Below are 25,981 nucleotides of genomic sequence, written 5' to 3' on the forward strand. Positions count from 1 at the left end.
AACGTCCTAATGGAGGAGCACCAACATGGCAAAGACCTATCGGATTGCGGTCATACCCGGCGACGGCATCGGTGTCGAAGTGATGCCGGAAGCCATTCGCGTGCTGGACACGGTAAAAAAGCGCTTCGGCATCGAACTGGAGTATCAGCACATTGAATGGGCAAGCTGCGATTACTACGCCAAGCACGGCAAGATGATGCCGGACGACTGGAAGGCCCAACTGCAATCCGCCGACGCGATTCTGTTCGGCGCGGTCGGCTGGCCCGACACGGTGCCCGACCATATCTCGCTGTGGGGCTCGCTTTTGAAGTTTCGGCGCGAATTCGATCAGTACATCAACCTGCGCCCTGCCCGACTCTTCGCCGGCGTGCCTTCGCCGCTCGCGGGACGCAAGGCTGGCGACATCGATTTCTGGATCGTGCGCGAGAACACCGAGGGCGAATATTCGTCGGTGGGTGGCGTGATGTTCGAAGGCACCGAGCGTGAGTTCGTGCTGCAGGAATCCGTGTTCACGCGGCACGGCAGCGAACGCGTGCTGAAGTTCGCGTTCGATCTGGCGCAACGGCGCGAACGCAAGAAGATCACGGTGGCCACGAAGAGCAACGGTATCGCGATCAGCATGCCGTGGTGGGACAAATGCGCGGCCGGCATCGCGGCGCAGTATCCGGATGTGACCTGGGACAAGCAGCACATCGACATTCTCTGCGCGCGCTTCGTGCTGAACCCGGACCGCTTCGACGTGGTGGCCGCCACCAATCTGTTCGGCGACATCCTGTCCGATCTCGGTCCTGCCTGCACGGGCACGATCGGCCTTGCGCCCTCGGCCAATCTGAATCCGGAACGCAAGTTTCCCTCGCTGTTCGAACCCGTGCACGGTTCGGCACCTGACATCGCCGGCAAGAATATCGCCAATCCGATCGCGATGATCTGGTCGGCTGCCATGATGCTCGACTTCCTCGGCAATCACGAGGGCGCGGAACGCGAGGCGCATGACGCGATTCTCACGGCGATCGAAGCGACGCTGATCGAAGGTCCGCATACGGGCGACCTCGGCGGCAAGGCGAATACCACCGAAGTCGGCCAGGCCATCGCGGCTAAACTCGGCTGAGCCTGCCGATCCCAACCCTCTGCGAGGACACTGTCGAATGAGCATGGAAGCCTACCCCATCGAAGTCGAATTCCCCGATATTTCGGTTCACGAACAATCGTCGTCCGGCATCGCCTACGTTCATACGTTCGACTCCGGTGTGCCGGGACCGCATGTGATGATCAACGCGCTCACACACGGCAACGAAGTGTGCGGCGCGATCGTCGTCGACGAACTGCTGCGCCGCGCTTTGAGGCCGCGTCGCGGACGCCTCACGCTGGCCTTTGCGAACGTCGCCGCCTATCAGCGCTTCGATCCGGCGCAACCCGATGCGGCCCGCTTCGTCGATCAGGACTTCAATCGCGTGTGGACCGCCACGGTGCTCGACGATACGTCGCGCACGTCGAGCGAATTGGTCCGCGCACGCGAGATGCGCCCGGTGATCGACACCGTCGACGCACTGCTCGATCTGCATTCGATGCATGAGAAATGCAAGCCGCTGATCGTGGCGGGACCACTGCAGAAAGGCGTCGACCTTGCGGTGCGCCTCGGCACACCCGCCACGGTGATCTGCGACGAGGGCCATCCCGAAGGCCGCCGCATGCGCGATTACGAAGGTTTCGGCACGGCGGACAGCGCGAAACACGCGTTGCTGATCGAGTGCGGACAACACTGGGAACGCAGCGCGGTCGCCGTGGCGCGCGACACGACCGCGCGCTTCCTGCTGCTGGCCGGCGTGATCGACGAAGCCGATCTGCCGGACGGCTGGCTGGCACCCCTGCCGCCCACCCAGCACATCGTCCGCGTGACGCAGCCGGTGGTCGCGACCAGCATGGATTTTCGATTCGCGGCGCCCTACACCGGCCTGGAGATCTTTCCGGATGCCGGCACCGTCATCGGCTGGTCGAACGGCGAAGCGGTGGTCACGCCTTACGACAACTGCATGCTCGTCATGCCGTCGCTGCGGCAGTTGCGTCCTGGGGTCACCGTCGTGCGACTGGGCAAGATAGAACAGACCGTCACGAACACGAACACGAGCGGCCGATGAATCGGTTCATGCACATTCAAAAGGTAACGTGAAGATGAAGGTCCAAAGCATCAAGCAAAGCGTGAGTCTGCCGAATCTGGAAGACTGGGGCACGGCAGGGCTGCCCGGCACGACGCCGCTTCAGGTGTCGGGCGTGCAGCGCGTCATCAAGGGCAGTGAATCCATCGACACCGGTATTTTCGAATGCACGGCGGGCACGTATCGCCGTTCGGTCAAGCAGGCCGAGGTGATGCACTTCCTCGCCGGGCGCGGCCGCTTCACGCCCGATAACGAAGAGACCGTCCATTTTGAAAGCGGCGACACGCTCTTTTTCGAAGCCAATACGGAAGGGCTTTGGGAAGTCGAGGAAACGATGCGAAAAGTATATGTGATCTTCTGAGCACGGCCCCGAGGGCCGCCCCTCGGCGCTTGCCCCCGCACCTACTACACCCCGCTCCCGGCGCGCCCTGCGCCGCGGCATCCACAGACATTTCCACTGTCCTTTCGCGCTGCCTCATTCGATGGGCATCGGCACCATAGTCGGGTAATCCCGCGTTGCCCCTCCTTGTCAAACTACTTACAGTTCGGCATGTTCTTATAGAGAATCCGAGTTCTTTATGCGAACAAAACAGGCGAAATTATCGGCGCCCGGGTCACGCGTATCCTCTCGTAGGTCAAGGCAGGTCAACCTGTCCGAGTACGATGCACTGTCGAAGCGCATCGACCTCTATGCGCTGCAGGCGTTCCAGCGCACCAACGGCAACATGCCCGGCACGGCGGGTTCGGGTCACATCATCGCGGTCACCGCAACCATCGGCGACGGTTTCCAGAGCGCGTCGTCGTCGCGCAGCCAGTTCGCCGCCGGCGTAGGCATCGTGCACCGCTTCCAACCGGCGTACGATCGTAATAGAAAGGAAGGCTCGTTACGGCGAGCCTTTACGTATTCTGCAGTCAGGAGACCATCATGAGCCGCAGCACCGCTGTGAACGTTCAAACGTTTATCAACGACCACCCCTTCTCGCCGTTCCAGTGGCTCATCTTCTTGATGTGTTTCGTCATCGTCCTGCTGGACGGTTTTGACACAGCCGCGATCGGCTTCATTGCACCGTCGTTAATCGCCGAATGGGGCATCACACGGCCGGCGCTCGCGCCAGTACTCAGCGCGGCGCTGTTCGGCCTCGCGTGCGGCGCGCTCGTCTCGGGGCCGCTGTCCGACCGGCTCGGGCGGCGCTCGATGCTACTCGGCTCGGTGCTGCTGTTCGGCGTGACCTGCTTTGCTTCAGCGTTCTCGAACAGCATCGAACACCTGACTGTGCTGCGCTTCATCACCGGCGTCGGCCTCGGCGCAGCCATGCCGAATGCCGTGACGATGATGGGCGAATATAGCCCCGATCGCCGCCGCGCAACCGTGATCAATCTGATGTTCTGCGGCTTTCCGCTGGGCGCGGCCTTCGGCGGCTTTCTCGCGGCGTGGATGATTCCGCATTTCGGCTGGCGCAGTGTGCTGCTGCTCGGCGGTATCACGCCGCTGTTGCTGCTGATCGTGCTGGTGCTGAAGATGCCGGAATCGGTGCGCTACATGGTGGCCAACAGTAAGCCGGTCGAACGGATCCGCGCAGCGCTGGCGCGCATTTCGAGCGACGCCGCGCAGGCCGACAGTTTCGTCATGACCGAAACCGCGCCGCAAACCGGCGGCAAAGGCATGGGCGTGGTGCTGTCGCGTTCGTACATCATCGGCTCGGTGATGCTGTGGATCGCCTACTTCATGGGCCTCGTGATCTTCTATGCGTCGATCAACTGGATGCCGATTTTGCTGAAGGACGCCGGACTCACGCCGCAACGCGCGACGCTGATTTCCGCGCTGTTCCCGCTCGGCGGCGTAGGTGCCGTGCTGTGCGGCGTGCTGATGGACCGCTTCAACGCGAACCGCATTATCGCGGCCTGCTACGCGCTGACCGCCGTGAGCGTGTACTTCATCGGCCAGGCGGTCGGTAATGTCGGCGCGCTGGTATTCATCGTGTTCGTCGCGGGCGTGCTGATGAATACCGCACAGTCGTCGATGCCGGCGCTGGCTGCTGCGTTCTACCCGACCCAAGGTCGTGGTACAGGCGTGGCGTGGATGCTGGGGATCGGCCGCTTCGGCGGAATCGCGGGGTCGTTCCTCGTGGCCGAACTGACGCGCCGCCACTTCACGTTCGCTGGCATCTTCGCGATGGTCGCGGTGGCGGGGCTGATTTCGTGCGTGGCCTTGCTGATCAAGCAGATGGCACGGCCGCATGTGGCCACGGCACCTGGCGCGAAAACGGAGTCGTTTGGGCATTGATCGAGTGCGCGTCAAACCTCGCCCTTCAGGGCGGGGAAGGATAGCGCGAACGGCGCAGCCGTCCATTTTGGCGCTCAGTGCGGCGTTCGCTGCTGCTCGATGTACTGGCGGATCACGGCAATAGGCGCTCCGCCGCAGCTACCGGCGAAACAGGACGGCGACCAAAGCGCGCCGCCCCATAGTTTGCGCCGGATGCCCGGATAGGTCCTCTTTCGGATCATGCGGCTGGATACGTCGTTCAGGGCTATTCACCAGAGACGTCCCAAAAACCATAATTGAGTCATGCAACGACTCCAGGCCTTCAAATTCGAACTCATGCCCACTGGCGAGCAGGCGCGCAAGATGCGCCAGTTCGCGGGCGCGTGCCGGTTCGTCTATAACAAGGCTCTGGCGCTCCAGCAAGAGAACCGCGAGGCTGGCGGCAAGTTTATCGGCTACGTCGGGATGGCGAAGCACCTCACCGCATGGCGCAACAACTCGGAAACGCCGTGGCTGAAGGATGCGCCCGTCCACACCTCGCAATGCGCGCTGAAGGATCTCGATCGTGCGTTCGTCAACTTCTTCGAGAAGTGCGCCGATTTCCCGCGCTTCAAGCGCAAGGGAATGCGCGATTCGTTCCGCTATCCCGACGCGAAGCAGATCAGGCTCGACCGCGAGAACGGCCGCATTTCCCTGCCGAAGCTCGGCTATATCCGCTACCGCAACAGTCGCATGGTACCCGGCGAGGTCCGCAGCGCCACCGTGTCGCTGCGCGCTGGCAAGTGGTACGTGTCGATCCTCACGAAGCGCGAGGTCGAGCAGCCTGTGCCGCACGGCCCCGCGGTCGGCATCGATGTTGGCGTGGCCCGTTTTGCGACACTGAGCGACGGCGCGTTCGTCGCGCCGCTCGCCAGTTTCAGGCAACACGAACAGCGCCTGGGGAAGTATCAGCGGCGCATGGCGCGCAAGGTCAAAGGATCGTCGAACTGGAAAAAGGCGAAGGCTCGCGTGCAGCGCATCCATGCGCGCATCGCGAACGCCCGCAACGACTTCCTGCACAAGGCATCGAACACGATCAGCAAAAACCACGCAATGATCGCCGTCGAGGACCTGCAGGTGCGCAACATGTCCAGGTCAGCAAAGGGCAGCGCAGAAACGCCGGGGCGCAATGTCCGCGCCAAGTCGGGCCTCAACAAGTCGATCCTCGATCAGGGATGGTTCGAGTTTCGCCGCCAGTTGGAGTACAAAACTGTGTGGCGCGGCGGTTTCTTCGTCGCGGTCCCGCCGCAGAACACGAGCCGCACGTGCCCGTGTTGCGGCCATATCTCGGCCGACAATCGCCGCACGCAGGCTTTATTCGCGTGCATCAGATGCGGCCACGAAGCAAACGCCGATCACGTCGGCGCGATCAATGTTTTAGAGCGCGGACAGCGCTTCTTAGCCTGTGGAGAGCCGGTGCAGTCGGGCCACTCTGTGAAGCAGGAACCCGCCGAAGTGACTCAGGCCATCGTGACCTAGCACCGCAGGAATCCCCGTCCTTTAGGGCGGGGAGGATGTCAACGAGTGGAAAGTCGGCACGCAGTGCCGACCTAGGGTTGCCTGTTGCTTCTTGAAGCCGCTCACCTGCTGGGCGGCTTTTTTCGGGTCTCGCACGTGGCACATCGTCGCATCGCCACGCTTTCGGGTGGCTGCGCATCGGTTCGCAAGAGGTCGAGTGAAAGGCACCGTACCTCACTTCCCGCTAAACTACGCCGTTATTGATTCGTGCGGGCGCGGCGAAGGTGAAACCCGCCGCTTTGCTCCGTCGCCCATCTAACGACAGGATTCTGAATGAAACGCGTAGTTGTATCGGCCGTGGTTGCGGTGTGCCTCGCCCAGCCGGCAGTTGAAGCCGTTGCCCAAACCGTCAGCGACCAATGTTTTGCGATCGGCGATATCGCCGGCCAGGTGGCCTCGTGGCGTGCGCACAAAAAGACCAAAGAGCAGGCGCTTGCCCAGGCCGCCAAGTACTACAACGATGAATCCGACCGGCAAGCGGTCGGCGCCATCATCGAGAAAATTTACCGTCCCGACACACCGCGCATGACACCCGATCAGGCCAGCATGATGTTCACATCGGAGTGCGCAAACCAGCGGAAATCGCAGGCCCCCAAGCAGTAGGGCCTGCTGTCCGCACAGCTATTTTGCTGCGTCCCGCCACGCGCAGACATCGCCGGTTTTCAACTGCGGCTCTCCCAGCACAAAAATCGCGTTGACCGGTGCGGGCGCCTGCACCTGCTCCGGACCGAAGTTGAACGCGAAAGTCAGATCACCACGTCGGCGAATGCGCAAGCCCTCAGCCAGCCATTGTGTCTCGATACCCGCCTGCTTCGCGGCCTGCTGCAAAACCTCGCGATGCAACGCATGCGACAACCACCCCGCCACATAGCGCACCCTTCGGTGGGTGAGGATCGCCGGCCACGTGTCGTCGAATTGCGCGTCGACCGTCGTCCCGTCATTGGCGCGAACGTGCTCGCGCCAATGCAGCGCGACACCTCGGGTGTCGCCTATCGAAAGCGCTGGCGTAAGCGTCGGGCGCAGCGTTTCGACTTCGAGCACCTGCATCGGCAGAACGCGTTGCAACGCGCCGGGTGGCAAGCTCGATGGAATGGCAAAGGTCGTCGTCTTCGAACCGCTCCGCGGACCGAATACCCATTGCGCCGAACTCCGCTCGATCTGGTCGACGAGCGTGTCGTCGATCACGGCAAGGCTCGGCACCAGCACCAACCGGTACTGCGATAGATCGGCCTTGCTTGACACGATATCGACGTCGAGGCCGAGCTCTCGCAGCGCCTCGTAGTAGTCGAACACCAGCGTCTGATAGTCGAAGGTTTTACCATGACGCTGAATCTCGAACATCCACTGCGTCTCGTAGTCGAACACAATCGCGGTGGCCGCGCGTGCGGGCATGCCGAGTCCGGACAGCGCCGCGGACGAGGCAATTTCACGCGCCACCTGCTGCACTTCGAGGCCGCCCGGCGAGAGTTCGTTGTTCGGTAAATTGAGCCCGGAATGCATCTGCTCCTGCGCATACGGACACTGACGCCAACGGAAATACGACACCAGTTCCGCGCCATGTGCGAACGCTTCATACGCCCACAGCCTGACCATGCCCTTCGCCGGCACCGGATTCCACGGCGCCCAGTTCACCGGCCCGGCCTGTTGCTCCATCACCCAGAAACGGCCAGCGCCAATCGCGCGATAGCGGTCGTGATCGAACGCAGAGACGTCCGGATGCGCGGTACGTGCGTAACGCGCCTTCTGCTCTTCAGGCAGTGCGATCGATTCGGTGCGCGCGATCGGATAGCTGTCCCATGCCGCCACGTCGAGCGCGTTGTCTTCGGCGAAGCGGTAGTGATCGAAGGTCGTGAAGAAGCCCATGAAGTTGTGCAGCAGATCCGCCTCGGTTGCATGCTCATGCAGCACGTCGATCTGCTCACGATGGAAGCTCGCCACCTCGTCCGACATGAAGCGGCGGAAGTCCAGCAGATGGATCGGATTGGCGTCGGTGGGCGTGAGGTTGGGCAGGCCAATTGCCTCGAACGACGGATACTCCATACTCCAGAACACGTTGCCCCATGCATCGTTCAACGCATCGACGCTCTCATAACGATGCCGCAGCCACGTCTGAAAGCGCGTTTGTGCTGCGCTCGAGTAACTCGGCACGGTCTCGTGGCAGCCGAGTTCGTTATCGGTCTGCCACGCGACGATAGACGGATGCCGTCCGTAGCGCGCCGCCATCGCCGCGACGATGCGCACGCACTCGCGCCGGTATGTCTCGCTGGAAATATCGTAGTGACGACGCGAGCCGAAATTCCAGCGCACGCCGTCCGCACGCACCGGCAACACGTCCGGATGCGCGTCGATCAGCCACTTCGGCGGCGACGCGGTCGGTGTACCCAGCACGAGTTTCAGTCCCGCGGCGGCCAGCGTCTCGACGGCTTCGTCAAGCCAGCCCCATGCGAATTCGCCGGCGCGCGGTTCCATCCGGCTCCACGCAAATTCCGCGATCCGCACATGCGTGATGCCGAGCTCGACCATACGTTTCGCATCGTCGGCCCACATCGAACGCGGCCATTGTTCGGGGTAGTAGCAAACACCAAGTTGCATGAGAAAGTCTCTTTGTTAGATGACGGCAAACGGGCGATCAGCCCTTGCTTGCACCGAAAGTCAGGCCGGCGACGAAATGCTTCTGCATCAGGAAAAACATCAGCACCGAGGGCAAGGCGGCGAGCACCGAACCGGCGGCAACGAGATTCCATGCCGTCGTCCATTGGCCTTTAAGCGCGGCGACGCCCACGGTGATCGGCGCAGCCTCGTCGCCTTGCGTGAGGCACAGCGCCCAGAAGTAGTCATTCCAGACAAACGTGAATACGAGGATGCCGAGCGCGGCGAGCGCGGGCCGAATCAGCGGCAGCACGATGCGTAAGTAAATCGTCCATTCGCTCGCCCCTTCCACGCGCGCCGCCTCGATCATCTCGAAGGGCAACTGCTTGATGAAGTTGCGCAGAAACAGCGTGCAAAAACCGGCCTGAAACGAAACGTGAAAGATCACCAGCGCCCACACGCTATTGAAGAGCCCCACTTTCAGCGCCATGTCGCGCACCGGGATCATCAGAATCTGGATCGGTACGAAGTTGCCGGCTACAAAGGCGAACAGCACAGCGGTATTGCCCGGAAACCGGTAGGTCGCCAAAGCAAAACCCGCCATCGACGCCAGCACGATCGCGCCGATCACCGACGGCACCGTGATCAGCACACTATTGGCGAAGTAATGAAGCATCGGCGTTTGCGTGAGCGCCGTGCCGTAGTTTTCGACTAATGCAAAATGCTTCGGCCAGCCCCAGTAGTCACCTTGCGACAACTCGTCCGAAGAGCGGATCGATGTGACGAGCACGGCCAGCATCGGCAGTAGCCATACCAGCAGCGCGAGCGGCAACGACGCTTTGTACAGCGCACGATTAAGCGGTTTCCAGCGTTCGACGGGAAGCGGATACATGACACGTGACTCCTGAAAATCAGTGTTCTTCGCGCAGCATGCGGCGCAGATGGAACACGATGTAGACGAGCATGATGGCGAACAGCACGACGGCAATCGCCGCGGAATAGCCTTCGCGGTAGTACTTGATCGCCTGGTCGTACATGTAATAGGCGAGCACGGTCGAGCTATCGAAGGGACCGCCACCGCTCATCACCGCGATCAGATCGAAGCTGCGCAGCGCACCGATCACGGTCAGCACAACGGCCATGAACGTAGCCGGCCGCAGTTGCGGAAGAATCACGTGCCATAGCAGACGCACGCCTTTCGCGCCTTCCATGCGCGCCGCCTCGACGACTTCCGGATTGATGCCTGTCAGCCCGGTGAGGTACAGCACCATGCAGAAAGGCGTTTGCGGCCACAGCGCGGCGAAAATGATGCCGAAGGTGACGGTGTGTGGATCGCCGAGCACGGGAATGCCGTGACCGACGACCAGCCGCAGCAAGCCGAAACCGGGATCGTAAAACCAGCTGAACACGAGACCGACCACCACGCCCGAGAGCACGAATGGCGCAAAAAACAGCGACTTCACGACACGCATGCCACGGATATGCTGGTTCAGATAGAGCGCGAACAGCAGCCCGAGCGGCGGCGCCAACAGGAACAGCGCGAGCCAGATCAGGTTGTTCTTGAGCGCCGTATAAAAGGTGTCCGCATGGAACAGCTCGATGTAGTTATCGAACCCCGCAAACGTCTTCGGCGTCATTCCATCCCAGTTGTAAAAGCTGAGCGAAATGCTGCTGATAATCGGGTAGACCACGCACAGGCAAAACAACGCACAACCCGGCAACAGGAAGAACAACGCGGCGCGGTGCTGATGACGGCGCGTCGTAGAGACGTGCCGGTGCCGCGCCGCGGGTAGGCGGCGCGCTGCGGAATGAGACATGATCGGGCCTCGTCAGAGATCGAAGGCGAGCGCCAGCTGTTGCTACACGGCTGGCGCTGCGGGGCTTACTTCTTGTAGATGCGCTTGCGGGTTGCTTCGAGGCGCACGAGCACGGCGTCGAGTTGCGTCGGATCGCTGTAGAACTGCTGCATCGCCTTCATGCCTTCATCGGCCATTTCCTTCTGCATGTCGCGATCGTAAAACTGCGCGATGCCGCCCTTCGTGTTAGCGAGCGTCTGGAAACCGACCTTCGAAATTTCATCTTCAGGTTCCGCCGCCTGGCTGTTCGACGGCAACTGCCCCCAGCCCTTCGCGAGATCGGCGTTGATCTGCGGCTGCTCCATGAAGGCCAGCAGTTTGCGGGCGTCGGCCTTGTTCTTCGCCTTTGCCGGAATCAGCAGCACATTGACCGGACCGTCCTCAGCCATCGGCACGTTCGCGTCGATCACCGGGAAACGGAAGAAGCCGGTCTGCGGTCGGACGGACGCGGGAATGCTCGCCGAGAAGAACGTGCCCATCAGCATCATCGACGCCTTGCCGTTCACGAGAAATGGCGCAATCGAATCGAGGTCATAAGAGAGCGCGTTATCGATGAAGTAGTGATCGTCGATCAGCGTCTTCCACGCGGCATAGACCTTTTTAACGCGCGGATCGGTGTACGGAATTTCGCCGGCCATCAATTGCTGGTGGAACGCGTTGCCGTTGATGCGCAGGTCGAGATAGTCGAACCATGCGGCAAGCGTCCAGCTATCACGTGCCGCAACAGCGATCGGTGCAACGCCGCTTGCCTTGAGCTTCTTGCAGGCATCGAGAAATTCATCCCAAGTTTTCGGCTCGCCCTTGATGCCGGCCTTCTCGAACAGATCCTTGCGATAGAAGAAGCCGTAGGCGTCGTAACCGAGCGGCGCGGCGTACTGCTTACCCTGATACGTCGAGGCTTCTTTCACCGACGCATATTGTTGCGACCAACCGTTCTTGTTCCAGTCCGACGACAGATCTTCGAGCAGGCCGCGTTGCGCGTAATACGCCATCCGCTCGCCGTCGTGCCACGACACGACATCCGGCGGATCGGTGGCGAGCCAACCGCCCATCTGCACCTTGTACGCTTCTTCGGTGACGTAGGTCACTTTGAGGTCGACGTCGGGATTGGCTTTCTTGAACTTGTCTAACGCGTCCTGCCACGTCGAACGCTGATTGCCGCGCGCCGATACGTTGACGTTCAGCGTGGCCGCGTCTGCCGCGGTGGAACAGAGCGCGCCTGCGACCAGAGCGGCCGCAATCGACGCGTGTGCCAGACGGCGAAGGCGAAGAGAAATCATCTTTTGTCTCCTTGACTACCTTGTTGGCTGACAGCGAGTCGCTGCCAGACGATGTACCCGCTCTGTGGCGGAATAGGGCTTTGTGAATGCGGTGGTGCCTTGAGTGCGTCAGATGCCTTAGATGCACGAGGCACCTCAAGCGGCGACTCGCTCGGATTCAAACGTGCTGCGCCGCAGTGCCACGCCCTCCCCATCGAACAGATGACATGCGGAAGGTGGAACGTGAATGCAGATGCGCTCGCCCGAGCCGATCGACGTATCGCCCGCGGCCTTGGCGATCAGCGTGCCGGCCGCGTGATCGGCGTGAATATAGCTGTGCTCGCCGAGCCGTTCCGATAGCACGGTGACGCACTGAATGAACTGCTCGTCGCCATCAAGCGCAGATGTTCCGGGCGCACGCCGAGCGTGACGGGCTGGCCACGCTGAAGACGTTCACCGTCGACATTCGCAATCAGCCGTTCGCCGCTGTTTGTCAGCGTGACGGCCACCTTGCCTGGTTCGATCGAATTGACCACCGCATCGATGAAATTCATTCGCGGCGAGCCGATGAAGCCCGCCACAAAGCGCGACTTCGGATGGTGATACAAGTCGAGCGGCGCGCCGGTTTGCGCGATGCTGCCAAAGCGCTCAGCGTCAGCACCTGCGTGCAGCAGCACGATTCTGTCGGCAAGCGTCATCGCCTCGACCTGATCGTGGGTCACATAGACCACGCTCGCGTTCGCAAAGCGCTGGTGCAGGCGGGCGATTTCGACGCGGGTCTGGCCACGCAATGCAGCGTCGAGATTCGACAGCGGTTCGTCGAACAGGAACACGCCGGGTTCGCGCACGATCGCCCGGCCGATCGCAACGCGTTGCCGCTGCCCGCCCGAGAGTGCTTTCGGATAGCGGTCAAGGAAGGCGTCCAGTTGCAGAATACGCGCGGCTTCGCGCACCTTCCGGTCGATGACGTCCTTGGGTTGCTTCGCGAGTTTCAGGCCGAACGCCATGTTGTCGAACACGGTCATGTGCGGAAACAGCGCGTAGCTCTGGAACACCATCGCCACGCCGCGCGCGGCAGCGGGCACGTCGTTCACGAGGCGGCCGCTGATGTGCAACTCGCCCTCGCTCAGGTCTTCCAGACCGGCGATCATTCTCAGCAGGGTCGACTTGCCGCAACCCGAGGGCCCCAGAAACACGCAGAACTCGTGCTGCGCGATCTCGAGATTCACGCGCCGGATCACCGGCGGATGGTCACCATACGACTTCTGCACGTTCGTAAGACGAATCGTTGCCATGCTGCTACCTCCTCGATTTAACCGCTTAAATTTTTGTGAAAAATAAACGGCCAGCTCTTGTGCAGCAAGCATTTAATCGCTTAAATTCGATCTTGAGGGAAGTAGTCATGGTGGGTGTCTCCGCTGTGTTTTCCAGAAACTTAGCAATGTCGCCAGTCGCTTGCAACATTTGAATCGCATTCCCTGAATATGGGATAAACAGAACATGGTCACCCTGTCCGAAGTCGCAAAGCGCGCGCGCGTCACCGCCGCAACCGTTTCCAATGTCCTGCGCAACCGCGAGAAGGTCCGCCCGGAGACGGCAGAACGCGTGCTCAAGGCAATCGCCGATCTCGACTACCGGCCCAATCTGAACGCACGCGCACTGGCGGAGGGCCGCTCGTCGACCTTGGCCTTGATGTTGTCGAACATCTCGAACCCGTTCTACCCCGAGTTCGTCTCGGCCGCCGAGCGAGCGGCGCGCAAAGCGGGGTACTTCCTGATGGTTTGCAATACGGACGACGATGCGGAGATCGGCCGCGCCTATCTGAACCAGATCGCCGGCACGCTCGCGGACGGTGTGCTCGTGATGAACACGAACATCACGATCAACGAGTTGTGCGCCTCGGCCACGCACAGCGCGCCGATCTTGCTGGCGATGTGGGAACACCCGGAGACGCCGCCCGCGCTGCCCTGCATCGCCGTGGATTTTGCCCATGCGGGCGCGCTTGCCGCGGGGCATCTGCTCGAACTGGGTCACCGCGAGATTGGCCTGCTGATCGGCGACGGTTGCGGCGGCTTGCAGGATGCGCGCTCCAACGGATTTCGTGCGGTCATGCGCGAGGCCGGGATCGAAACAGACGCCGCCGCGGTGCTGCAGATCCGCGACTCGATCGACGCCGGCTACGCCGCCTGCATGCAGTTGATGGCGAACCGCCCTCACCTCACCGCGATTTTCGCGACCAACGATCTGCTGGCAATCGGCGCGGCACAGGCGTTGATCACGCTTGGCCGTGCGGTGCCAAACGACGTGTCGGTCATCGGCATTACGGACATTCAACTGGCGCACCAGGTGCATCCTGCGTTGACGACGGTCGCGATCCAGACGGCGGCCGTCGCGGAGTTGTCGATCGAGAGTCTGATCCGGTTGATTCAGACGCCGGAACAGCAACCATCGATGGTGCTTGCGCCGCCGCCGCAACTAGTCGTGCGGGCGTCGACGGGACCGCGGCGCATGCGTTGAGGCGTGAGACTACGCGACCGGCAGGCGGTGCAACACGGCGGTCGCCAAGCTGTCACCAAACCCGGCACAGCCGCTTCACCCCACATTCAGCAGAAAATGCTGTGGCGGCCCGAAAAAAACGCTCCGCGCGCCGTGAAAGCCTCGATTGGCGATTTCGTCGACTGCCACGCACGCGTAGCATCGAAGCATCAATCTGAAGGAGCAACACGATGTCTCTCGCATTGACTCGCAACGAACTGATTCGCCCGCAGAATCTGATCGACGGCAAGTGGATCGACGCCGCCGACGCCGCGCGCTTTCCCGTCACCAACCCGGCCACCGGCGAACTGATCGTCGAAGTCGCGAACAGCGGCGCATCGGACGCACGCGCCGCCACCGACGCCGCGGCCCGCGCCTTCCCCGCCTGGCGCGATAAGCTGCCGCGTGAACGCGCGGAGATTTTGCGCCGCTGGCATGCGCTGATCGTCGCCAATACCGAAGACCTCGCGAAACTGATGTCGATGGAACAAGGCAAGCCGCTCGCGGAAAGCCGTGGCGAGGTCGCCTACGGTGCGTCGTACGTCGCGTGGTTCGCCGACGAGGCGACGCGTATCTACGGCGATCTGATCCCGCAGCAACAGCGCGGCAAGCGCATGAGCGCGGTGAAGGAACCGGTCGGCGTGGTCGCGGCGATCACGCCGTGGAATTTCCCGCTGGCGATGATCGCGCGCAAGATCGCGCCCGCGCTCGCAGCCGGATGCACGGTGGTGGCCAAGCCCGCCGAAGACACGCCGCTCACCGCGCTCGCACTTGCGGCGCTCGCCCAGGAAGCGGGCTTGCCGGACGGCGTGCTGAACATGCTGTCGGCTTCGCGTGAACAGGGAATTGCGGCGGTCGCTGACTGGCTTGCCGACACGCGCGTACGCAAGATTACCTTCACCGGATCGACGCCGGTCGGCAAGTATCTCGCCCGCGAATCGGCTGGGACGCTGAAGAAGCTGTCACTGGAATTGGGCGGCAATGCGCCCTTCATCGTATTCGACGACGCCGATCTCGACGCGGCGGTCACCGGCCTGATGGCGGCCAAGTTCCGCAATGGCGGCCAAACCTGCGTGTGCCCGAACCGTGTCTATGTGCAGTCCGGCGTCTACGCGCGTTTCGCCGATCTGCTCGCGAAACGCGTCGCCGCCTTGAAGGTTGCGCCCGCAACCGATCCGGACGCACAGATTGGCCCGATGATCAATGAGCGCGCCATCGACAAGATCGCCCGCCATGTAGAAGACGCCGTCAAACATGGCGCGAAAGTGCTGACGGGTGGCAAGCGCCTGACGGAACTCGGCCCGAACTACTATGCGCCGACGGTGCTGACCGACGCGCGGGACGACATGCTCGTCTGCTGCGAAGAAACCTTTGGGCCGCTGGCGCCACTGTTCCGTTTCGACGACGAAGCCGAAGCGATCCGCCTCGCCAACGACACGCCGTTCGGCCTCGCCGCCTACTTCTACACGCAGGACGTGCGGCGCATCAATCGCGTCGCAGCCCAGCTCGAAGCGGGCGTGATCGGCATCAACGAAGGCGCCGTATCGAGTGAAGCAGCGCCGTTCGGCGGCGTGAAGGAATCGGGCTATGGCCGCGAAGGGTCGAAGTACGGGCTCGACGATTACATGTCGATCAAGTACCTCTGCCAGGGCGGGTTGGATTAACAAGCTCCCGCATTTTCCGCCATCTGCCGCCTGACATCACGCTTCGCATGACGCGAGGCGTGAGCTTCAAGTCAGCATCCCATTGCTGACTTCTATTTCCGCTGCAAGGCCTCCTGAAGCGCCTTCACAAGATCGGCCATGCTGTTAAAGCGGAAGTCGATCTTCGGCTGCATGCTGTGGCAGTCCCCCAGCACACGCCGTCTCCATCCCTCGTCATGCATCCCATTCATGACGCCCATTTTTGTCCCTAATTTGACCGGGTTTTCTCACGGCTCTATGGTTCGACCATGCCTGCCGGACTCGTATCGCCACTCCCGCCGATCAGCATGGCCGTGACGCGGAACCCTCAACATCGTGACCTCCCATATGCCATGAACTCTGACGCGACCGCCGCTCTTAACCCCCTGCCCGCAGTCCGACCAACCAGCAAGGTTCGTCGCGCGGTGACGACCGCAGTGCTCGGCCAGATCCTCGAGTGGTATGATTTTTTCCTCTATGGAACCGCCGCCGCACTGGTATTCGGCAAGCTGTTCTTTCCGGTCGGAAGCGATCCGCTGACGGGCACCATCGCGGCATTCGGCGGCTTTACCGTGGGCTTCATCGCGCGGCCCATCGGTGGCGTGCTATGCGGCCATATCGGCGACCGCTACGGCCGCAAGACCGTCATGATGCTGACGCTGCTGGTGATGGGCACCGCTACCGCCGGCATGGGTCTTCTGCCGACCTACCAGCAGATCGGCATCGCGGCACCCGTCTTGCTTGTGCTGTTGCGCATCCTGCAAGGGCTGGCCGCAGGCGGGGAATGGAGCGGCAGCATCCTGCTGATTCACGAGAACGCGCCCGCCTCGAAACGCGGCGCGCTGGCGGCATGGAGTCCGTGCGGCGCGGCGTTCGGCTTCGTGCTCTCGACCGCTGCCTTCCTGCTCGTGCAGACGCTGTCGCCTTCCGACTTCCACAACTGGGGCTGGCGTGTGCCGTTCCTCTGCAGCGCCGTGCTGGTCGCGCTCGGTCTATGGATGCGCCGCTCCGTGGACGAAAGCGCGGAGTTCGCCGAAGTGAAGGCCACGCGCCGCGACAGCCGCATGCCGATCGTCGAGGTGCTGCGTCAATGTCCGCGCGAAGTGCTGACGGTGTTCGGCCTGCGCTTTGGCGAAGGCGCTGCGTCATACATCTTCTTCGCGTTCTCGATCGCCTATAGCCAGTTCATCGGCATCAAATCAAGCTGGGTGCTCGGCGGCCTGACCGTTTCGATGCTGCTGATGATCCCTGTTTCACTGTTGATGGGACGCCTTACCGACAAAATCGGCCGCAAACCCGTCTATCTCGCCGGCGCGATCGCGATGGTGCTGGTCGCGTATCCGTACTTCACGTTGCTCGGCTCCGGCGTGCTGTGGAAAGTCATCGCGGCACTCGTGCTCGCCAACAGCATCACGCTCGGCATTCTCGAAGGCGCACAGCCCGCCTTTATCAGCGAATTGCTGCCTGTCCATCTGCGCTTCTCGGGCCTGGGTATCGGCCGTGAGATTTCGTCGGTACTCGGCGGCGGCCTCTCGCCGATGGTGGCAACCGCTTTGCTCGCCCATTACCGCAGCGCCACGCCAGTCGCCATTTACCTCGTCGTGCTTGGCCTGATCACCGTGCTCGCGACGTGTCTCGCGCCCGAGACCTTCCCCAAAGCGCTGCGGCTTCAGGCGCAACGCAAAGAGCAAGACAACGCCTGACGTCCAGCCGACACCACGTCAGCCTGAACCCCTCATTCCTTTTCTTACGTTGTCATCATGCAAAGCCTTCAGACAAGCAGTCTTTCGACGTACGCCTACGAACCTCGCGCGATCGATCACGCGGACCCTTATCCTGAGTACGCAGGTCCGATTACGCTCGACGCGCTGATCGGCGAGATCGAGCGCCGCCGGGACGAATTCGATCAGGTGTCGCATGTTCCGCGCGACATGGTGGCGAAGATGAAACGCGCCGGGATTTTCCGCGCGAGCACGCCGCAGCGTTTCGGCGGCGACGCGCTGCCGCCGCCGCAATTCCTGCGCATTCTCGAGCGCATTGCGATCGCCGACGGCTCAACCGCGTGGGTCGCCGCGTTCGGCTCGGCGAACACGTATCTCGCCGCACTGCCGATCGACACGCAACAGCACATTTACGCCACCGGTCCGGACCAGGTTTTCTCCGGCGGCCTCTATCCGCTGCAACCGGCCACGAGGGTATCCGGCGGTTTTACGGTTAGCGGTCAATGGCACTTTGCCAGCGGCTGCAAAGGTGCGGACTGGATCGGTGTGGGGATCGGCGGCACGTCTGCCAATTCGGGCGATGCAAACGCCGGCAAGCCGTTCACCGCCGTATTTCCGGCGCATGAGGTAGAAATTGTCGAGAACTGGAACGTCGTCGGCATGCAAGGCACCGGCAGCCACGACTTGCGATTGCAGGACAAATTCGTCGATGCGCAATGGACGTTTGTACGCGGCGGCCAGCCGTTGATCGATGAACCGCTCTACCGCTATCCTGCCGTCGCCTATCAGGCGCAAGTGCACGCAGCCGTCAATATCGGCCTCGCGCGCGCGGCGCTCGATCTGCTGACGGGCATGTCCGGATCGACCAAAACCACGACCGGCGCGCCGCGTCTCGCGGATCGCGCTTACTACCGCTCAGGTCTGGCGAAAGCCGAGGCCAACTGGCGCAGTGCCCGCGCGTTTTTCTACGAAGCCGCGGCCACCGCCTGGCAAACGATCATCACCGGCGACCCCGTCACGCAGGAACAGGCCAACCTGCTGCGCCTGAGCGCGACACACGCCGCGCAAATCTGCGCCGAGGTCGTCATGCAGGCTTACCAGATGGCGGGCATCGCCGCGATCTACCGCGAGAACCGGCTGCAGCGTCTGGTGCGGGATTCGATCGTCGTGACCCAGCACGCGTTTCTTGGCGAAGGGACTTACGACGCATCCGGCGCGCTGTTCGCCGGCGTGCCGCCAGTCACGCCTTATCCCTGATGCACCTGATGCACCAGCACTCCACCACGATGAGGCAGAGAACGTGACGATCGAAGACATCAGAAAGCGTTTCCGCGACGCCATGGCGTGCCTGCCCGCCGCCGTCAACGTCATCACCACGGACGGCCCAGGCGGTCGCTGCGGCATCACCGCGAGCGCCGTCTGCTCGGTAACGGACGCGCCGCCGACGATGCTTGTCTGTATCAATCAGGCCAGCTACGTCCACGACGTCCTTCACCGCAACCGCAACGTGTGCATCAATGTGCTCGCCGCCGAGTACCAGGATCTCGCGCGCGATTTTGCCGGCATGACAGTGAGTTCGATGGACGAGCGATTCGGACGTCATGCATGGGCGAGCGGACAGACTTCAGTGCCCGTTCTCGCGGATGCGATTGCCAGTCTGGAAGGCGAAATCGTCGACATCAAGACGGTCGGTTCGCACTCCGTGATGTTCGCGCAGATCCGGCATATTGCACTGCGATCCGATGGTGACGGGCTCATCTATTTCGGGCGGCAGTTCCATCGCCTGACACGGCCGGCAGCGGTCACGCCGTCCGCTCATGCGCATACCGGGGGGTAAGCGTGGAGGTCTGCTTCTTTCTTCTCGTCCACTGCGACGAAATCAATGAAATGGGCAAAGCCCGCTCCCCTATCGACCCGTCGTGGCTCGCAGCGGTATCGCGTGACATACCGGAGCTGACGCGTTTCGTGATCCATCTGCCTGCGGAGTCACGGGATAGCGACCCGCTGTCGAAGCCCCATGCTTCGAGCCCCTGCTGCGCATTGCAATGGTATTTCGACGATCTCGGCTTGCTCGAAACCACGCTGCAAACCAACGGCGCGATGCAGCGGATCGTGGACCACGCAACCCACGCTGCCGAAGTCGATCTCACGTTCGCGCAGCAAGTCATGGCCGTCCGGCCATTCGCCACACCGAGTCCAGGCAAGCCCGGCCATCGCGCTGAACGATGCACCTACCTCGTCAGCTACGAAGGCGAAGCGGAAGATTTCGACGCATGGCTGACGCACTACCTCACCCATCATCCGCCGCTGATGGCGCAACTGCCCGGCATTCGCGAGCTGGAAATCTACACGCGACTCGATTTCCGGTCCGGCCTGACTATTCCACGCGCCACCGCCATGCAGCGTAACAAGGTCGTCTTCGACGATCCCGAAGCGCTTGCAGCGGCCCTCGCGTCGCCGATCCGCGCCCACATGAAGGAGGATTTCAACGCATTTCCGCCGTATAGCGGACCCACCCCGCATTTCCCTATGCGCAGCATTTACGGTAATCTGAATCCGATATAAACGCCCCTCATTGCCGGGATCCGAACGTCATGACCAAGTCGCACCCCGGCATTACGGATTTGAATCTGCTGCGCGTGTTCCTGGCCATCTCCGACCTGCGCAGCCTGACCGCCGCGGGCGAGCGACTCGGCCTGACGCAACCGGCGGTCAGCCATGCGCTGCGCCGTTTGCGTGTGTTGTTCGACGACCCGCTGTTCGTTCGAACACCCACCGGCATGGTCCCGACCGACGCCGCTGTGCGCTTGCACGCGCCCCTCACGCAGGCGTTCGGGATCATCAACGTGGCGGTCCAGCAACTCGCGAAATTCGACCCCGCCACCGCGCAACGGGTCTTCCACGTTTCCATGTCGGACATGTCGGAGTTCTATTTTCTGCCGCCGCTTCTGGCGATGCTCGACCAGAATGCGCGCGGCATCCGCATCGAGATCGCGAACTTTCCCGTCGACTCGGTCAGCGCCGCCATGCGCAGCGGCAAGATCGATCTGGCGCTCGGCTACGTGCCTGGCCTTGATCCGGGTTGCGTGAGCAAGACGCTGTTCGTCGACGAACATGTCTGCGTGGTGCGGGCAGGCCACCCGCTACGCAAACAGAAGCCGACCAAGGAAGACCTCGCGGGCTTGCGCTACGTCTACGCGAGCACAAACGCAACCGGGCACAGGATGGTCGAGCAATGGCTCGAAGAACTGAATCTGCGGCGGGATATCGTCTTGCGGCTGCCGCATTTTGTGGTGGCGCCCGAAATCGTTCAACATACCGATCTCGCCGTCATTTTCCCGAGGAGCATTGCGCAGCGCTTTAACCGGAACAAGGCTTTTCGCATCCTTCCGTTGCCGTTCTCGCTGCCGCCTATCGAAATTCAGGTCCATTCGCACTCGCAGTTCTCGGCGGACCCGGGCATCGCATGGCTGCTCGATGTGATTTACACCCTATTCCATCAGCCGTCGGCCGGCACAGAGATGAAACGTATATGAATCTTAGGGCGTTACAGTGCTTCGTGATTCTGGCGGAGGAGCTCAATTTCAGCCGCGCGGCCGAGCGGCTGCATATCGCACAGCCGGCGCTGAGCCAGCAGATCCGCTCGCTTGAAGAACGGCTCGGCACGCAGTTGGTCGATCGGGCAAGACGCCCGCTGAGTCTGACCGAAGCCGGCCACTACCTCTGCACGGAGGCGCGTCAGATACTGGGTTCGCTGGAACAGGTGTCCCTTACAGCGCAAGAAATTGGTGTCGGCCGGCGCGGCTGGCTCAGCATCGGCTTCACGCGCTCGGCGATGTACAGCATCCTGCCGCCCGCGCTCAAGGCATTTCATAACGCCTTCCCGCAGGTCGAACTCAAGCTCTTCGAGTTGCTCACCGAGGAGCAAACCGATGCGTTGCGCGACATGCGTATTCACATCGGCATTGGGCGGCAGCCGCTGGCGATTGATGGCTGCACATCCTATCCGCTGCTGCGTGAGCGCGTCATGGTCGCGCTCGAACCGGGCCATCCGCTTGCGGCGCACAAGACCGTGCGGATTGCGGACCTCGCCGATACGCCATTGATTTTGTATCCGAAGCACCAGAACGCGCAGTTCAAACGCTCGGTGCAGACGCTCTATCGCGATGCGGGTGTGACCCCGGTTGTCGCTCACCAGGCCTATGAAATTCAAACCGCAATTGCACTCGTAGCAGCGGGCCTGGGCGTGACGTTCATCGGCGAATCGGTTGCGCGGCACGGACGCACCGACGTCGTGTTCCGCCATCTCTCCGGTCCCGGCTCGTCGTACCGATCGACGCTCGCCGCCACCTTCCGCACCGACGACGCGTCGCCTCATCTGCGTGCATTTCTCACCTGCCTCCCCGCTCCGCTTGCTGACGCTGCACTATAAGTAAAAGCCTATACAAGCATAAGCAAGCAGTCTTGGACTCGCCGTCCGGGCGTTCTTATCATTGGCTTCATGCTTCAGCCACCGCCCATGCATGAGCGCATCCGCCCATGCAGACACGAGTGGTGGCCCCTGAAGTCCGGCCGTCAAACGCGCGGCCAACGGGACGCTGCCGGCGTTCGATCCGGCAGGCCAACCATAAGAACGCCGCCACGGCTCATGAAGCCGTCGCAGCAAGGTAGGAGACAGCATGACCTCATTCGACGAAGCCGCGACCATGCGCAAAGTGTACGGGCGATTGATGCCCCTGCTCTTCGCGATGATGTTCTTCAACTATCTGGACCGGATCAATATCGGTTTCGCCGCGCTGGACATGAACAAGCAACTGGGATTCAGTCCGGCGGTGTTCGGTTTCGCGGGCAGCATCTTCTTTTTCGGCTACATGTTGCTGGAAGTGCCGAGCAACCTGTTGCTGCATCGGGTCGGCGCGCGCCGCTGGATCGCGCGCATTCTGCTGACATGGGGCGCGGTCGCGGCAGCCACCGCCTTCGTCTTCAACGATTCGAGCTTCTATGTCTTGCGCTTTCTGCTGGGCGTGATGGAAGCGGGCTTCTTGCCGGGCGTGGCGGTCTATCTGACCAAATGGTTTCCGGAGCGTTACCGGGCTCGCGCGGTGGGCGGCTACATCATCGCCGGTTCGTTTTCGGCGGTGCTGGGCGGTCCGATCTCGACGACGTTGATGACCTACGCCAACGGTGTGCTCGGTTTGCAGGGATGGCAATGGATGTTCATCCTCGAAGGCATCCCGGCGATGGCGCTCGGTCTGCTGACGCTGCGCATCATGACCGAACGTCCGGCCGACGCCAACTGGCTCTCCGATGACGAAAAATGCTGGCTCGAGTCGACGCTTGCGGCAGAACGCGAGACCGTTGGCGGCAACACCCATTTTCCACTGTTGCGCGTGGCGAGCGACATCCGCGTATGGAGCCTCGCGTGTCTGTTCGGCTGCGCGCTGGTCGGCATCTATGGTCTGTTCCTCTGGCTGCCGCAGATCGTCAAGAGTCTCGGCCATCTGAGCAATATCGAGGTCGGCTTTCTGTCCGCCGCGCCGCCACTGCTCGGCGTATTGGGCACCTTCCTGATCAGCCGCAGTTCCGACCGCACCGGCGACCGCAAGAAGCATCTCGCCTTCGTGTATGGCATGAGCGCGCTGGCGATTGCCGGCAGCGCGTACGCGCCGAACCCCGTGATCGCCTATGCGCTGCTGTGTCTGACCGGTTTGTTCATCTACGCGGGTAACCCGCTGTTCTGGAGCCTCGCGTCGTCGTTCAGAACCGGTGCCGCGGGCGCCGCGACGATTGCGTTGATCAACACCATCGCGCAGTTCGGCGGTCTGGTCGGTCCCTGGAGCATCGGGCTGGTGCGCAATGCGACCGGCAACTTCAAGCTGGCTTTGCTGACGATTGCGGCGTTTCTGGTAGTCGCGACGATCATCGCACTCGTGATGCGCGTCACGCCGACTGAAGATGAAACGGCCTCGCTTGCGGCCGGCGATCCCGCCCCGCGCGCTTGAGAACCCCGCCTGAAGGAATAGCGAATGCACAGCGCGAACATATAAGCGCCCGCAAGCACAGGTAAGCACTCACAAGGAGACCCAACGGGTTTTTCACACCATGATCATCGATTGCCACGGTCACTACACCACCTCTCCGCCGCAGCACGAGGCCTGGCGCGCGCAGCAGATCGCCGCGCTGAAAAACGGCGGCTCGCCGCCACCGCGCCCTGTCATCACCGACGACGAAATTCGCGAAAGCATCGAAACCGGCCAGATTCGCATCCAGCGCGAACGCGGCACCGACCTCACGATTTTTTCGCCGCGCGCCGCCGGCATGGGGCATCACCTCGCCACGGCCGAGGCCAACGCGGTCTGGTCGAGCGAATCCAACGATCTGATTCATCGCGTGGTTTCACTGTTTCCGCGCAACTTTGTCGGCGTATGTCAGTTGCCGCAGGCTCCGGGCGTGGCCCCGGCCAATTGCATCGCCGAATTGCGGCGCTGCGTAGAAGAGCTGGGCTTCGTCGGCTGCAATCTGAATCCGGACCCGTCCGGCGGACACTGGTCGGGGCTGCCGCTTACGGACCGCTCGTGGTATCCGCTCTATGAAGCGATGGTGGACCTGAACGTGCCCGCGATGATCCACGTGTCGTCGTCGTGCAATCCGAATTTTCATGCGACGGGTGCGCATTACATCAACGGCGACACGTCCGCGTTCATGCAGTTGCTGCAGGGCGATCTGTTCGCCGACTTTCCGAGCCTGCGCTTCATCATTCCACATGGCGGCGGCGCGGTGCCCTATCACTGGGGACGCTACCGCGGGCTCGCGCAGGACATGAAGCGGCCGCTGCTCAGCGAGTACCTGATGAAGAACGTGTTCTTCGATACTTGCGTGTACCACCAGCCCGGTGCCGAACTGCTCGCCAAGGTCATTCCGGTGGAGAACATTCTGTTCGCGTCGGAAACCATCGGCGCGGTTCAGGGTATCGATCCGGAAACCGGCCACTACTACGACGACACGCGGCGCTACATCGACGCAATCGAATGGCTTAGCGCGGCGGATCGTCAGCGTATCTACGAAGACAACGCCCGCGCGGTGTACCCGCGGCTGTCACATCAGCTTGAGCAACAATTCGCCACGCAAGGGGCAACGGCATGAATCTCACTACGAATCCCATCGGATGGCGCGAACATGAATCCGCGCCTCAGGCAAACCCGGCAACGCTCGACGCATTGCGTGAGCTGGCAGTTTCGCTACTCAGCGACAACATGGCACGCGCGAGCGGCATGGTCGGCTTGCGGCCGTATCACCAGCCCAGGCCGATGGCCGGTACCGCGGTCACTGTCCACACTCGTCCCGGCGATAACCTCGCGATCCACCGCGCGTTCGACTTTTGCCGGCCGGGCGACGTGCTCGTGATCGACGGCGCCGGCGAACTGACGCAGGCGCTGATGGGCGAGATCATGGCCAGCTTCGCGGAGAGCCTGGGCGTGCAGGGCCTCGTGATCGACGGTGCGATCCGCGATGTCGGCGCGCTACGTCAGCGCGATTTCCCGGTGTACGCGCGTGGCGTAACGCATCGGGGGCCGTACAAGAACGGGCCCGGTGAGATCAACGTGCCGGTCACGGTCGGCGGGATGGTGGTGCATCCGGGGGATATCATCGTGGGCGACGAAGACGGATTGCTCGCGATCTCGCCTGCCGATGTGGAAGCGGTGATCGAAGGCGCACGGCGGCAGCATGCGAAAGAAACGGCGGCGTTGAAGTCGATCGCCAATGGAAGTTTCGACCGTTCGTGGGTTTTGCCGCATCGCGACCGGATGATGAACGGCTGACTTCACGCGCGGCGCTGAAGCGGGCATGATGCTGATGGTTCGCCGCGCCTCATGAGTCGCGGTTGTATCATTGGCTCAACCCTGCAGGAATCGTGTGCCCGATGGCGCAACTTACGGCGAAATTCATGGCGGAATATCTGAACGCTGCAATGCTCCTTGAACTCGCGCAACGTGCGGAGCAGCGCGCTGCCGCGCCATGCATGTGTACCCGAACACCGCTGGATGGTTGGCAATCACAGCCGCTTTCTCTCGACGAAACGCAGTTCAAGGAAGTCGGCACGCTTGCACCGGAAGACGATCCGGAACCCACATTCAGCGAATACCTGCCGGGCAAAGCGAACTACTGGTCTGCCGACACGCCCATCGCCCCGCGCTACTTCCCGTACAACCGCTGTGCCGTCTGGCAGTGCTCGTTGTGCAGCCGTCTTTATCTGCGATACACGGAAGGCGGTGGCTACTTCGTCGACCGCAGGATTCGCGCTGTGCAGTCAACACTGATCGAGGACGTTCCGCTTCCTGAGTGACACCGGAGGCGCTTCTTCGCCT

The 25,981-nt window shown here is 62.1% G+C and carries 22 protein-coding genes and 3 pseudogenes; 19 read left to right on the forward strand and 6 right to left on the reverse strand.

Annotated elements, in window-relative coordinates; genetic code table 11:
- Nucleotides 1-25: 25 nt before the first annotated feature.
- The 5 genes and pseudogenes from GNZ12_RS21565 to GNZ12_RS21585 all read left to right on the forward strand — a co-directional run bounded on the left by GNZ12_RS21565 (nucleotide 26) and on the right by GNZ12_RS21585 (nucleotide 4,437).
- On the forward strand, nucleotides 26-1,108 hold the full coding sequence (locus GNZ12_RS21565) for a tartrate dehydrogenase (RefSeq protein WP_172313446.1): 1,083 nt from the start codon (nucleotides 26-28) through the stop codon (nucleotides 1,106-1,108).
- A gap of 37 nt (nucleotides 1,109-1,145) precedes the next feature.
- Nucleotides 1,146-2,135: a M14 family metallopeptidase gene (locus tag GNZ12_RS21570; RefSeq protein ID WP_172313447.1), complete on the forward strand. Its 990-nt coding sequence runs from the start codon at nucleotides 1,146-1,148 to the stop codon at nucleotides 2,133-2,135.
- 34 nt (nucleotides 2,136-2,169) lie between these two features.
- Complete coding sequence (locus GNZ12_RS21575) at nucleotides 2,170-2,514, forward strand: cupin domain-containing protein (protein ID WP_172313449.1); 345 nt, start codon at nucleotides 2,170-2,172, stop codon at nucleotides 2,512-2,514.
- 280 nt (nucleotides 2,515-2,794) lie between these two features.
- A pseudogene (locus tag GNZ12_RS21580) lies at nucleotides 2,795-3,001 on the forward strand (porin); the annotation flags it as partial.
- 77 nt (nucleotides 3,002-3,078) lie between these two features.
- Entirely contained in the window at nucleotides 3,079-4,437 is a 1,359-nt protein-coding gene (locus tag GNZ12_RS21585; protein WP_172313451.1) for an MFS transporter, read from the forward strand.
- A gap of 74 nt (nucleotides 4,438-4,511) precedes the next feature.
- Here GNZ12_RS21585 and GNZ12_RS44490 read toward each other — a convergent pair.
- Nucleotides 4,512-4,682 (reverse strand): annotated as a pseudogene (locus GNZ12_RS44490) (transposase); the annotation flags it as partial.
- A gap of 37 nt (nucleotides 4,683-4,719) precedes the next feature.
- On the opposite strand from GNZ12_RS44490, the gene GNZ12_RS21595 reads away from it, so the two are divergent.
- Together GNZ12_RS21595 and GNZ12_RS21600 are read left to right on the forward strand one after the other, a co-directional pair.
- A complete protein-coding gene (locus tag GNZ12_RS21595; protein WP_172313453.1) occupies nucleotides 4,720-5,934 on the forward strand; it encodes an RNA-guided endonuclease InsQ/TnpB family protein in 1,215 nt (404 codons plus the stop codon).
- Between the two features lie 312 nt (nucleotides 5,935-6,246).
- The gene (locus tag GNZ12_RS21600) at nucleotides 6,247-6,576 is read left to right on the forward strand and encodes a hypothetical protein (RefSeq protein ID WP_172313455.1); all 330 of its coding nucleotides are present in this window, start codon (nucleotides 6,247-6,249) and stop codon (nucleotides 6,574-6,576) included.
- 18 nt (nucleotides 6,577-6,594) lie between these two features.
- Here the strand turns inward: GNZ12_RS21600 and GNZ12_RS21605 are convergent, their stop codons facing one another.
- The 5 genes and pseudogenes from GNZ12_RS21605 to GNZ12_RS21625 form a co-directional block, all read right to left on the reverse strand.
- Nucleotides 6,595-8,565: a beta-galactosidase gene (locus GNZ12_RS21605; protein WP_172313457.1), complete on the reverse strand. Its 1,971-nt coding sequence runs from the start codon at nucleotides 8,563-8,565 to the stop codon at nucleotides 6,595-6,597.
- 37 nt (nucleotides 8,566-8,602) lie between these two features.
- Entirely contained in the window at nucleotides 8,603-9,454 is an 852-nt protein-coding gene (locus tag GNZ12_RS21610) for a carbohydrate ABC transporter permease (protein WP_172313459.1), read from the reverse strand.
- Between the two features lie 19 nt (nucleotides 9,455-9,473).
- Nucleotides 9,474-10,379 (reverse strand): carbohydrate ABC transporter permease, encoded by a 906-nt coding sequence (locus GNZ12_RS21615; RefSeq protein WP_172313461.1) that lies wholly within the window; start codon nucleotides 10,377-10,379, stop codon nucleotides 9,474-9,476.
- A 65-nt stretch (nucleotides 10,380-10,444) separates the two neighbouring features.
- Nucleotides 10,445-11,698 carry an ABC transporter substrate-binding protein gene (locus tag GNZ12_RS21620; RefSeq protein WP_172313463.1) on the reverse strand — a complete coding sequence of 418 codons (1,254 nt, stop codon included), beginning with the start codon at nucleotides 11,696-11,698 and terminating at the stop codon, nucleotides 10,445-10,447.
- A 135-nt stretch (nucleotides 11,699-11,833) separates the two neighbouring features.
- Nucleotides 11,834-12,972 (reverse strand): annotated as a pseudogene (locus GNZ12_RS21625) (ABC transporter ATP-binding protein).
- A gap of 205 nt (nucleotides 12,973-13,177) precedes the next feature.
- Here GNZ12_RS21625 and GNZ12_RS21630 point away from each other — a divergent pair.
- The 12 genes from GNZ12_RS21630 to GNZ12_RS21685 all read left to right on the forward strand — a co-directional run bounded on the left by GNZ12_RS21630 (nucleotide 13,178) and on the right by GNZ12_RS21685 (nucleotide 25,959).
- Entirely contained in the window at nucleotides 13,178-14,194 is a 1,017-nt protein-coding gene (locus tag GNZ12_RS21630; protein WP_172313467.1) for a LacI family DNA-binding transcriptional regulator, read from the forward strand.
- 209 nt (nucleotides 14,195-14,403) lie between these two features.
- Nucleotides 14,404-15,876 (forward strand): NAD-dependent succinate-semialdehyde dehydrogenase, encoded by a 1,473-nt coding sequence (locus GNZ12_RS21635; protein ID WP_172313469.1) that lies wholly within the window; start codon nucleotides 14,404-14,406, stop codon nucleotides 15,874-15,876.
- Between the two features lie 371 nt (nucleotides 15,877-16,247).
- Nucleotides 16,248-17,597 (forward strand): MFS transporter, encoded by a 1,350-nt coding sequence (locus tag GNZ12_RS21640; protein ID WP_172313471.1) that lies wholly within the window; start codon nucleotides 16,248-16,250, stop codon nucleotides 17,595-17,597.
- Between the two features lie 57 nt (nucleotides 17,598-17,654).
- Complete coding sequence (locus tag GNZ12_RS21645) at nucleotides 17,655-18,872, forward strand: acyl-CoA dehydrogenase family protein (protein WP_172313473.1); 1,218 nt, start codon at nucleotides 17,655-17,657, stop codon at nucleotides 18,870-18,872.
- 82 nt (nucleotides 18,873-18,954) lie between these two features.
- Complete coding sequence (locus tag GNZ12_RS21650) at nucleotides 18,955-19,452, forward strand: flavin reductase (RefSeq protein ID WP_216673312.1); 498 nt, start codon at nucleotides 18,955-18,957, stop codon at nucleotides 19,450-19,452.
- 2 nt (nucleotides 19,453-19,454) lie between these two features.
- The gene (locus GNZ12_RS21655; RefSeq protein WP_407947720.1) at nucleotides 19,455-20,180 is read left to right on the forward strand and encodes an EthD family reductase; all 726 of its coding nucleotides are present in this window, start codon (nucleotides 19,455-19,457) and stop codon (nucleotides 20,178-20,180) included.
- Nucleotides 20,181-20,209: 29 nt separating this feature from the next.
- Nucleotides 20,210-21,151, forward strand: coding sequence for a LysR family transcriptional regulator (locus GNZ12_RS21660; RefSeq protein ID WP_172313479.1), 942 nt, complete (start codon nucleotides 20,210-20,212; stop codon nucleotides 21,149-21,151).
- Nucleotides 21,148-22,047, forward strand: coding sequence for a LysR family transcriptional regulator (locus GNZ12_RS21665; protein ID WP_172313481.1), 900 nt, complete (start codon nucleotides 21,148-21,150; stop codon nucleotides 22,045-22,047). The genes GNZ12_RS21660 and GNZ12_RS21665 overlap by 4 nt, the downstream gene beginning before the upstream one ends.
- A 247-nt stretch (nucleotides 22,048-22,294) precedes the next feature.
- A complete protein-coding gene (locus GNZ12_RS21670) occupies nucleotides 22,295-23,617 on the forward strand; it encodes an MFS transporter (RefSeq protein ID WP_172313484.1) in 1,323 nt (440 codons plus the stop codon).
- Between the two features lie 100 nt (nucleotides 23,618-23,717).
- Nucleotides 23,718-24,758, forward strand: coding sequence for an amidohydrolase family protein (locus tag GNZ12_RS21675; protein WP_172313486.1), 1,041 nt, complete (start codon nucleotides 23,718-23,720; stop codon nucleotides 24,756-24,758).
- Entirely contained in the window at nucleotides 24,755-25,435 is a 681-nt protein-coding gene (locus GNZ12_RS21680; RefSeq protein WP_172313488.1) for an RraA family protein, read from the forward strand. The genes GNZ12_RS21675 and GNZ12_RS21680 overlap by 4 nt, the downstream gene beginning before the upstream one ends.
- Nucleotides 25,436-25,560: 125 nt before the next feature.
- Nucleotides 25,561-25,959 (forward strand): hypothetical protein, encoded by a 399-nt coding sequence (locus GNZ12_RS21685; protein ID WP_172313535.1) that lies wholly within the window; start codon nucleotides 25,561-25,563, stop codon nucleotides 25,957-25,959.
- The last annotated feature ends 22 nt before the right edge of the window (nucleotides 25,960-25,981 follow it).

Origin of the sequence: Paraburkholderia solitsugae, assembly GCF_013177695.1 — a bacterium.
GTDB lineage: Bacteria > Pseudomonadota > Gammaproteobacteria > Burkholderiales > Burkholderiaceae > Paraburkholderia > Paraburkholderia solitsugae.

What these genes read in the sequence shown, in the direction of transcription:
- GNZ12_RS21605 (WP_172313457.1), bottom strand. Translation starts at nt 8,565, where the DNA reads ATGCAACTTGGTGTTTGCTACTACCCCGAACAATGGCCGCGTTCGATG.
- GNZ12_RS21665 (WP_172313481.1), top strand. Translation starts at nt 21,148, where the DNA reads ATGAATCTTAGGGCGTTACAGTGCTTCGTGATTCTGGCGGAGGAGCTC.
- GNZ12_RS21685 (WP_172313535.1), top strand. Translation starts at nt 25,561, where the DNA reads ATGGCGGAATATCTGAACGCTGCAATGCTCCTTGAACTCGCGCAACGT.
- GNZ12_RS21570 (WP_172313447.1), top strand. Translation starts at nt 1,146, where the DNA reads ATGAGCATGGAAGCCTACCCCATCGAAGTCGAATTCCCCGATATTTCG.
- GNZ12_RS21600 (WP_172313455.1), top strand. Translation starts at nt 6,247, where the DNA reads ATGAAACGCGTAGTTGTATCGGCCGTGGTTGCGGTGTGCCTCGCCCAG.
- GNZ12_RS21565 (WP_172313446.1), top strand. Translation starts at nt 26, where the DNA reads ATGGCAAAGACCTATCGGATTGCGGTCATACCCGGCGACGGCATCGGT.
- GNZ12_RS21615 (WP_172313461.1), bottom strand. Translation starts at nt 10,379, where the DNA reads ATGTCTCATTCCGCAGCGCGCCGCCTACCCGCGGCGCGGCACCGGCAC.
- GNZ12_RS21645 (WP_172313473.1), top strand. Translation starts at nt 17,655, where the DNA reads ATGCAAAGCCTTCAGACAAGCAGTCTTTCGACGTACGCCTACGAACCT.
- GNZ12_RS21640 (WP_172313471.1), top strand. Translation starts at nt 16,248, where the DNA reads ATGAACTCTGACGCGACCGCCGCTCTTAACCCCCTGCCCGCAGTCCGA.
- GNZ12_RS21660 (WP_172313479.1), top strand. Translation starts at nt 20,210, where the DNA reads ATGACCAAGTCGCACCCCGGCATTACGGATTTGAATCTGCTGCGCGTG.
- GNZ12_RS21575 (WP_172313449.1), top strand. Translation starts at nt 2,170, where the DNA reads ATGAAGGTCCAAAGCATCAAGCAAAGCGTGAGTCTGCCGAATCTGGAA.
- GNZ12_RS21650 (WP_216673312.1), top strand. Translation starts at nt 18,955, where the DNA reads ATGGCGTGCCTGCCCGCCGCCGTCAACGTCATCACCACGGACGGCCCA.
- GNZ12_RS21630 (WP_172313467.1), top strand. Translation starts at nt 13,178, where the DNA reads ATGGTCACCCTGTCCGAAGTCGCAAAGCGCGCGCGCGTCACCGCCGCA.
- GNZ12_RS21635 (WP_172313469.1), top strand. Translation starts at nt 14,404, where the DNA reads ATGTCTCTCGCATTGACTCGCAACGAACTGATTCGCCCGCAGAATCTG.
- GNZ12_RS21675 (WP_172313486.1), top strand. Translation starts at nt 23,718, where the DNA reads ATGATCATCGATTGCCACGGTCACTACACCACCTCTCCGCCGCAGCAC.
- GNZ12_RS21680 (WP_172313488.1), top strand. Translation starts at nt 24,755, where the DNA reads ATGAATCTCACTACGAATCCCATCGGATGGCGCGAACATGAATCCGCG.
- GNZ12_RS21585 (WP_172313451.1), top strand. Translation starts at nt 3,079, where the DNA reads ATGAGCCGCAGCACCGCTGTGAACGTTCAAACGTTTATCAACGACCAC.
- GNZ12_RS21620 (WP_172313463.1), bottom strand. Translation starts at nt 11,698, where the DNA reads ATGATTTCTCTTCGCCTTCGCCGTCTGGCACACGCGTCGATTGCGGCC.
- GNZ12_RS21670 (WP_172313484.1), top strand. Translation starts at nt 22,295, where the DNA reads ATGACCTCATTCGACGAAGCCGCGACCATGCGCAAAGTGTACGGGCGA.
- GNZ12_RS21610 (WP_172313459.1), bottom strand. Translation starts at nt 9,454, where the DNA reads ATGTATCCGCTTCCCGTCGAACGCTGGAAACCGCTTAATCGTGCGCTG.
- GNZ12_RS21595 (WP_172313453.1), top strand. Translation starts at nt 4,720, where the DNA reads ATGCAACGACTCCAGGCCTTCAAATTCGAACTCATGCCCACTGGCGAG.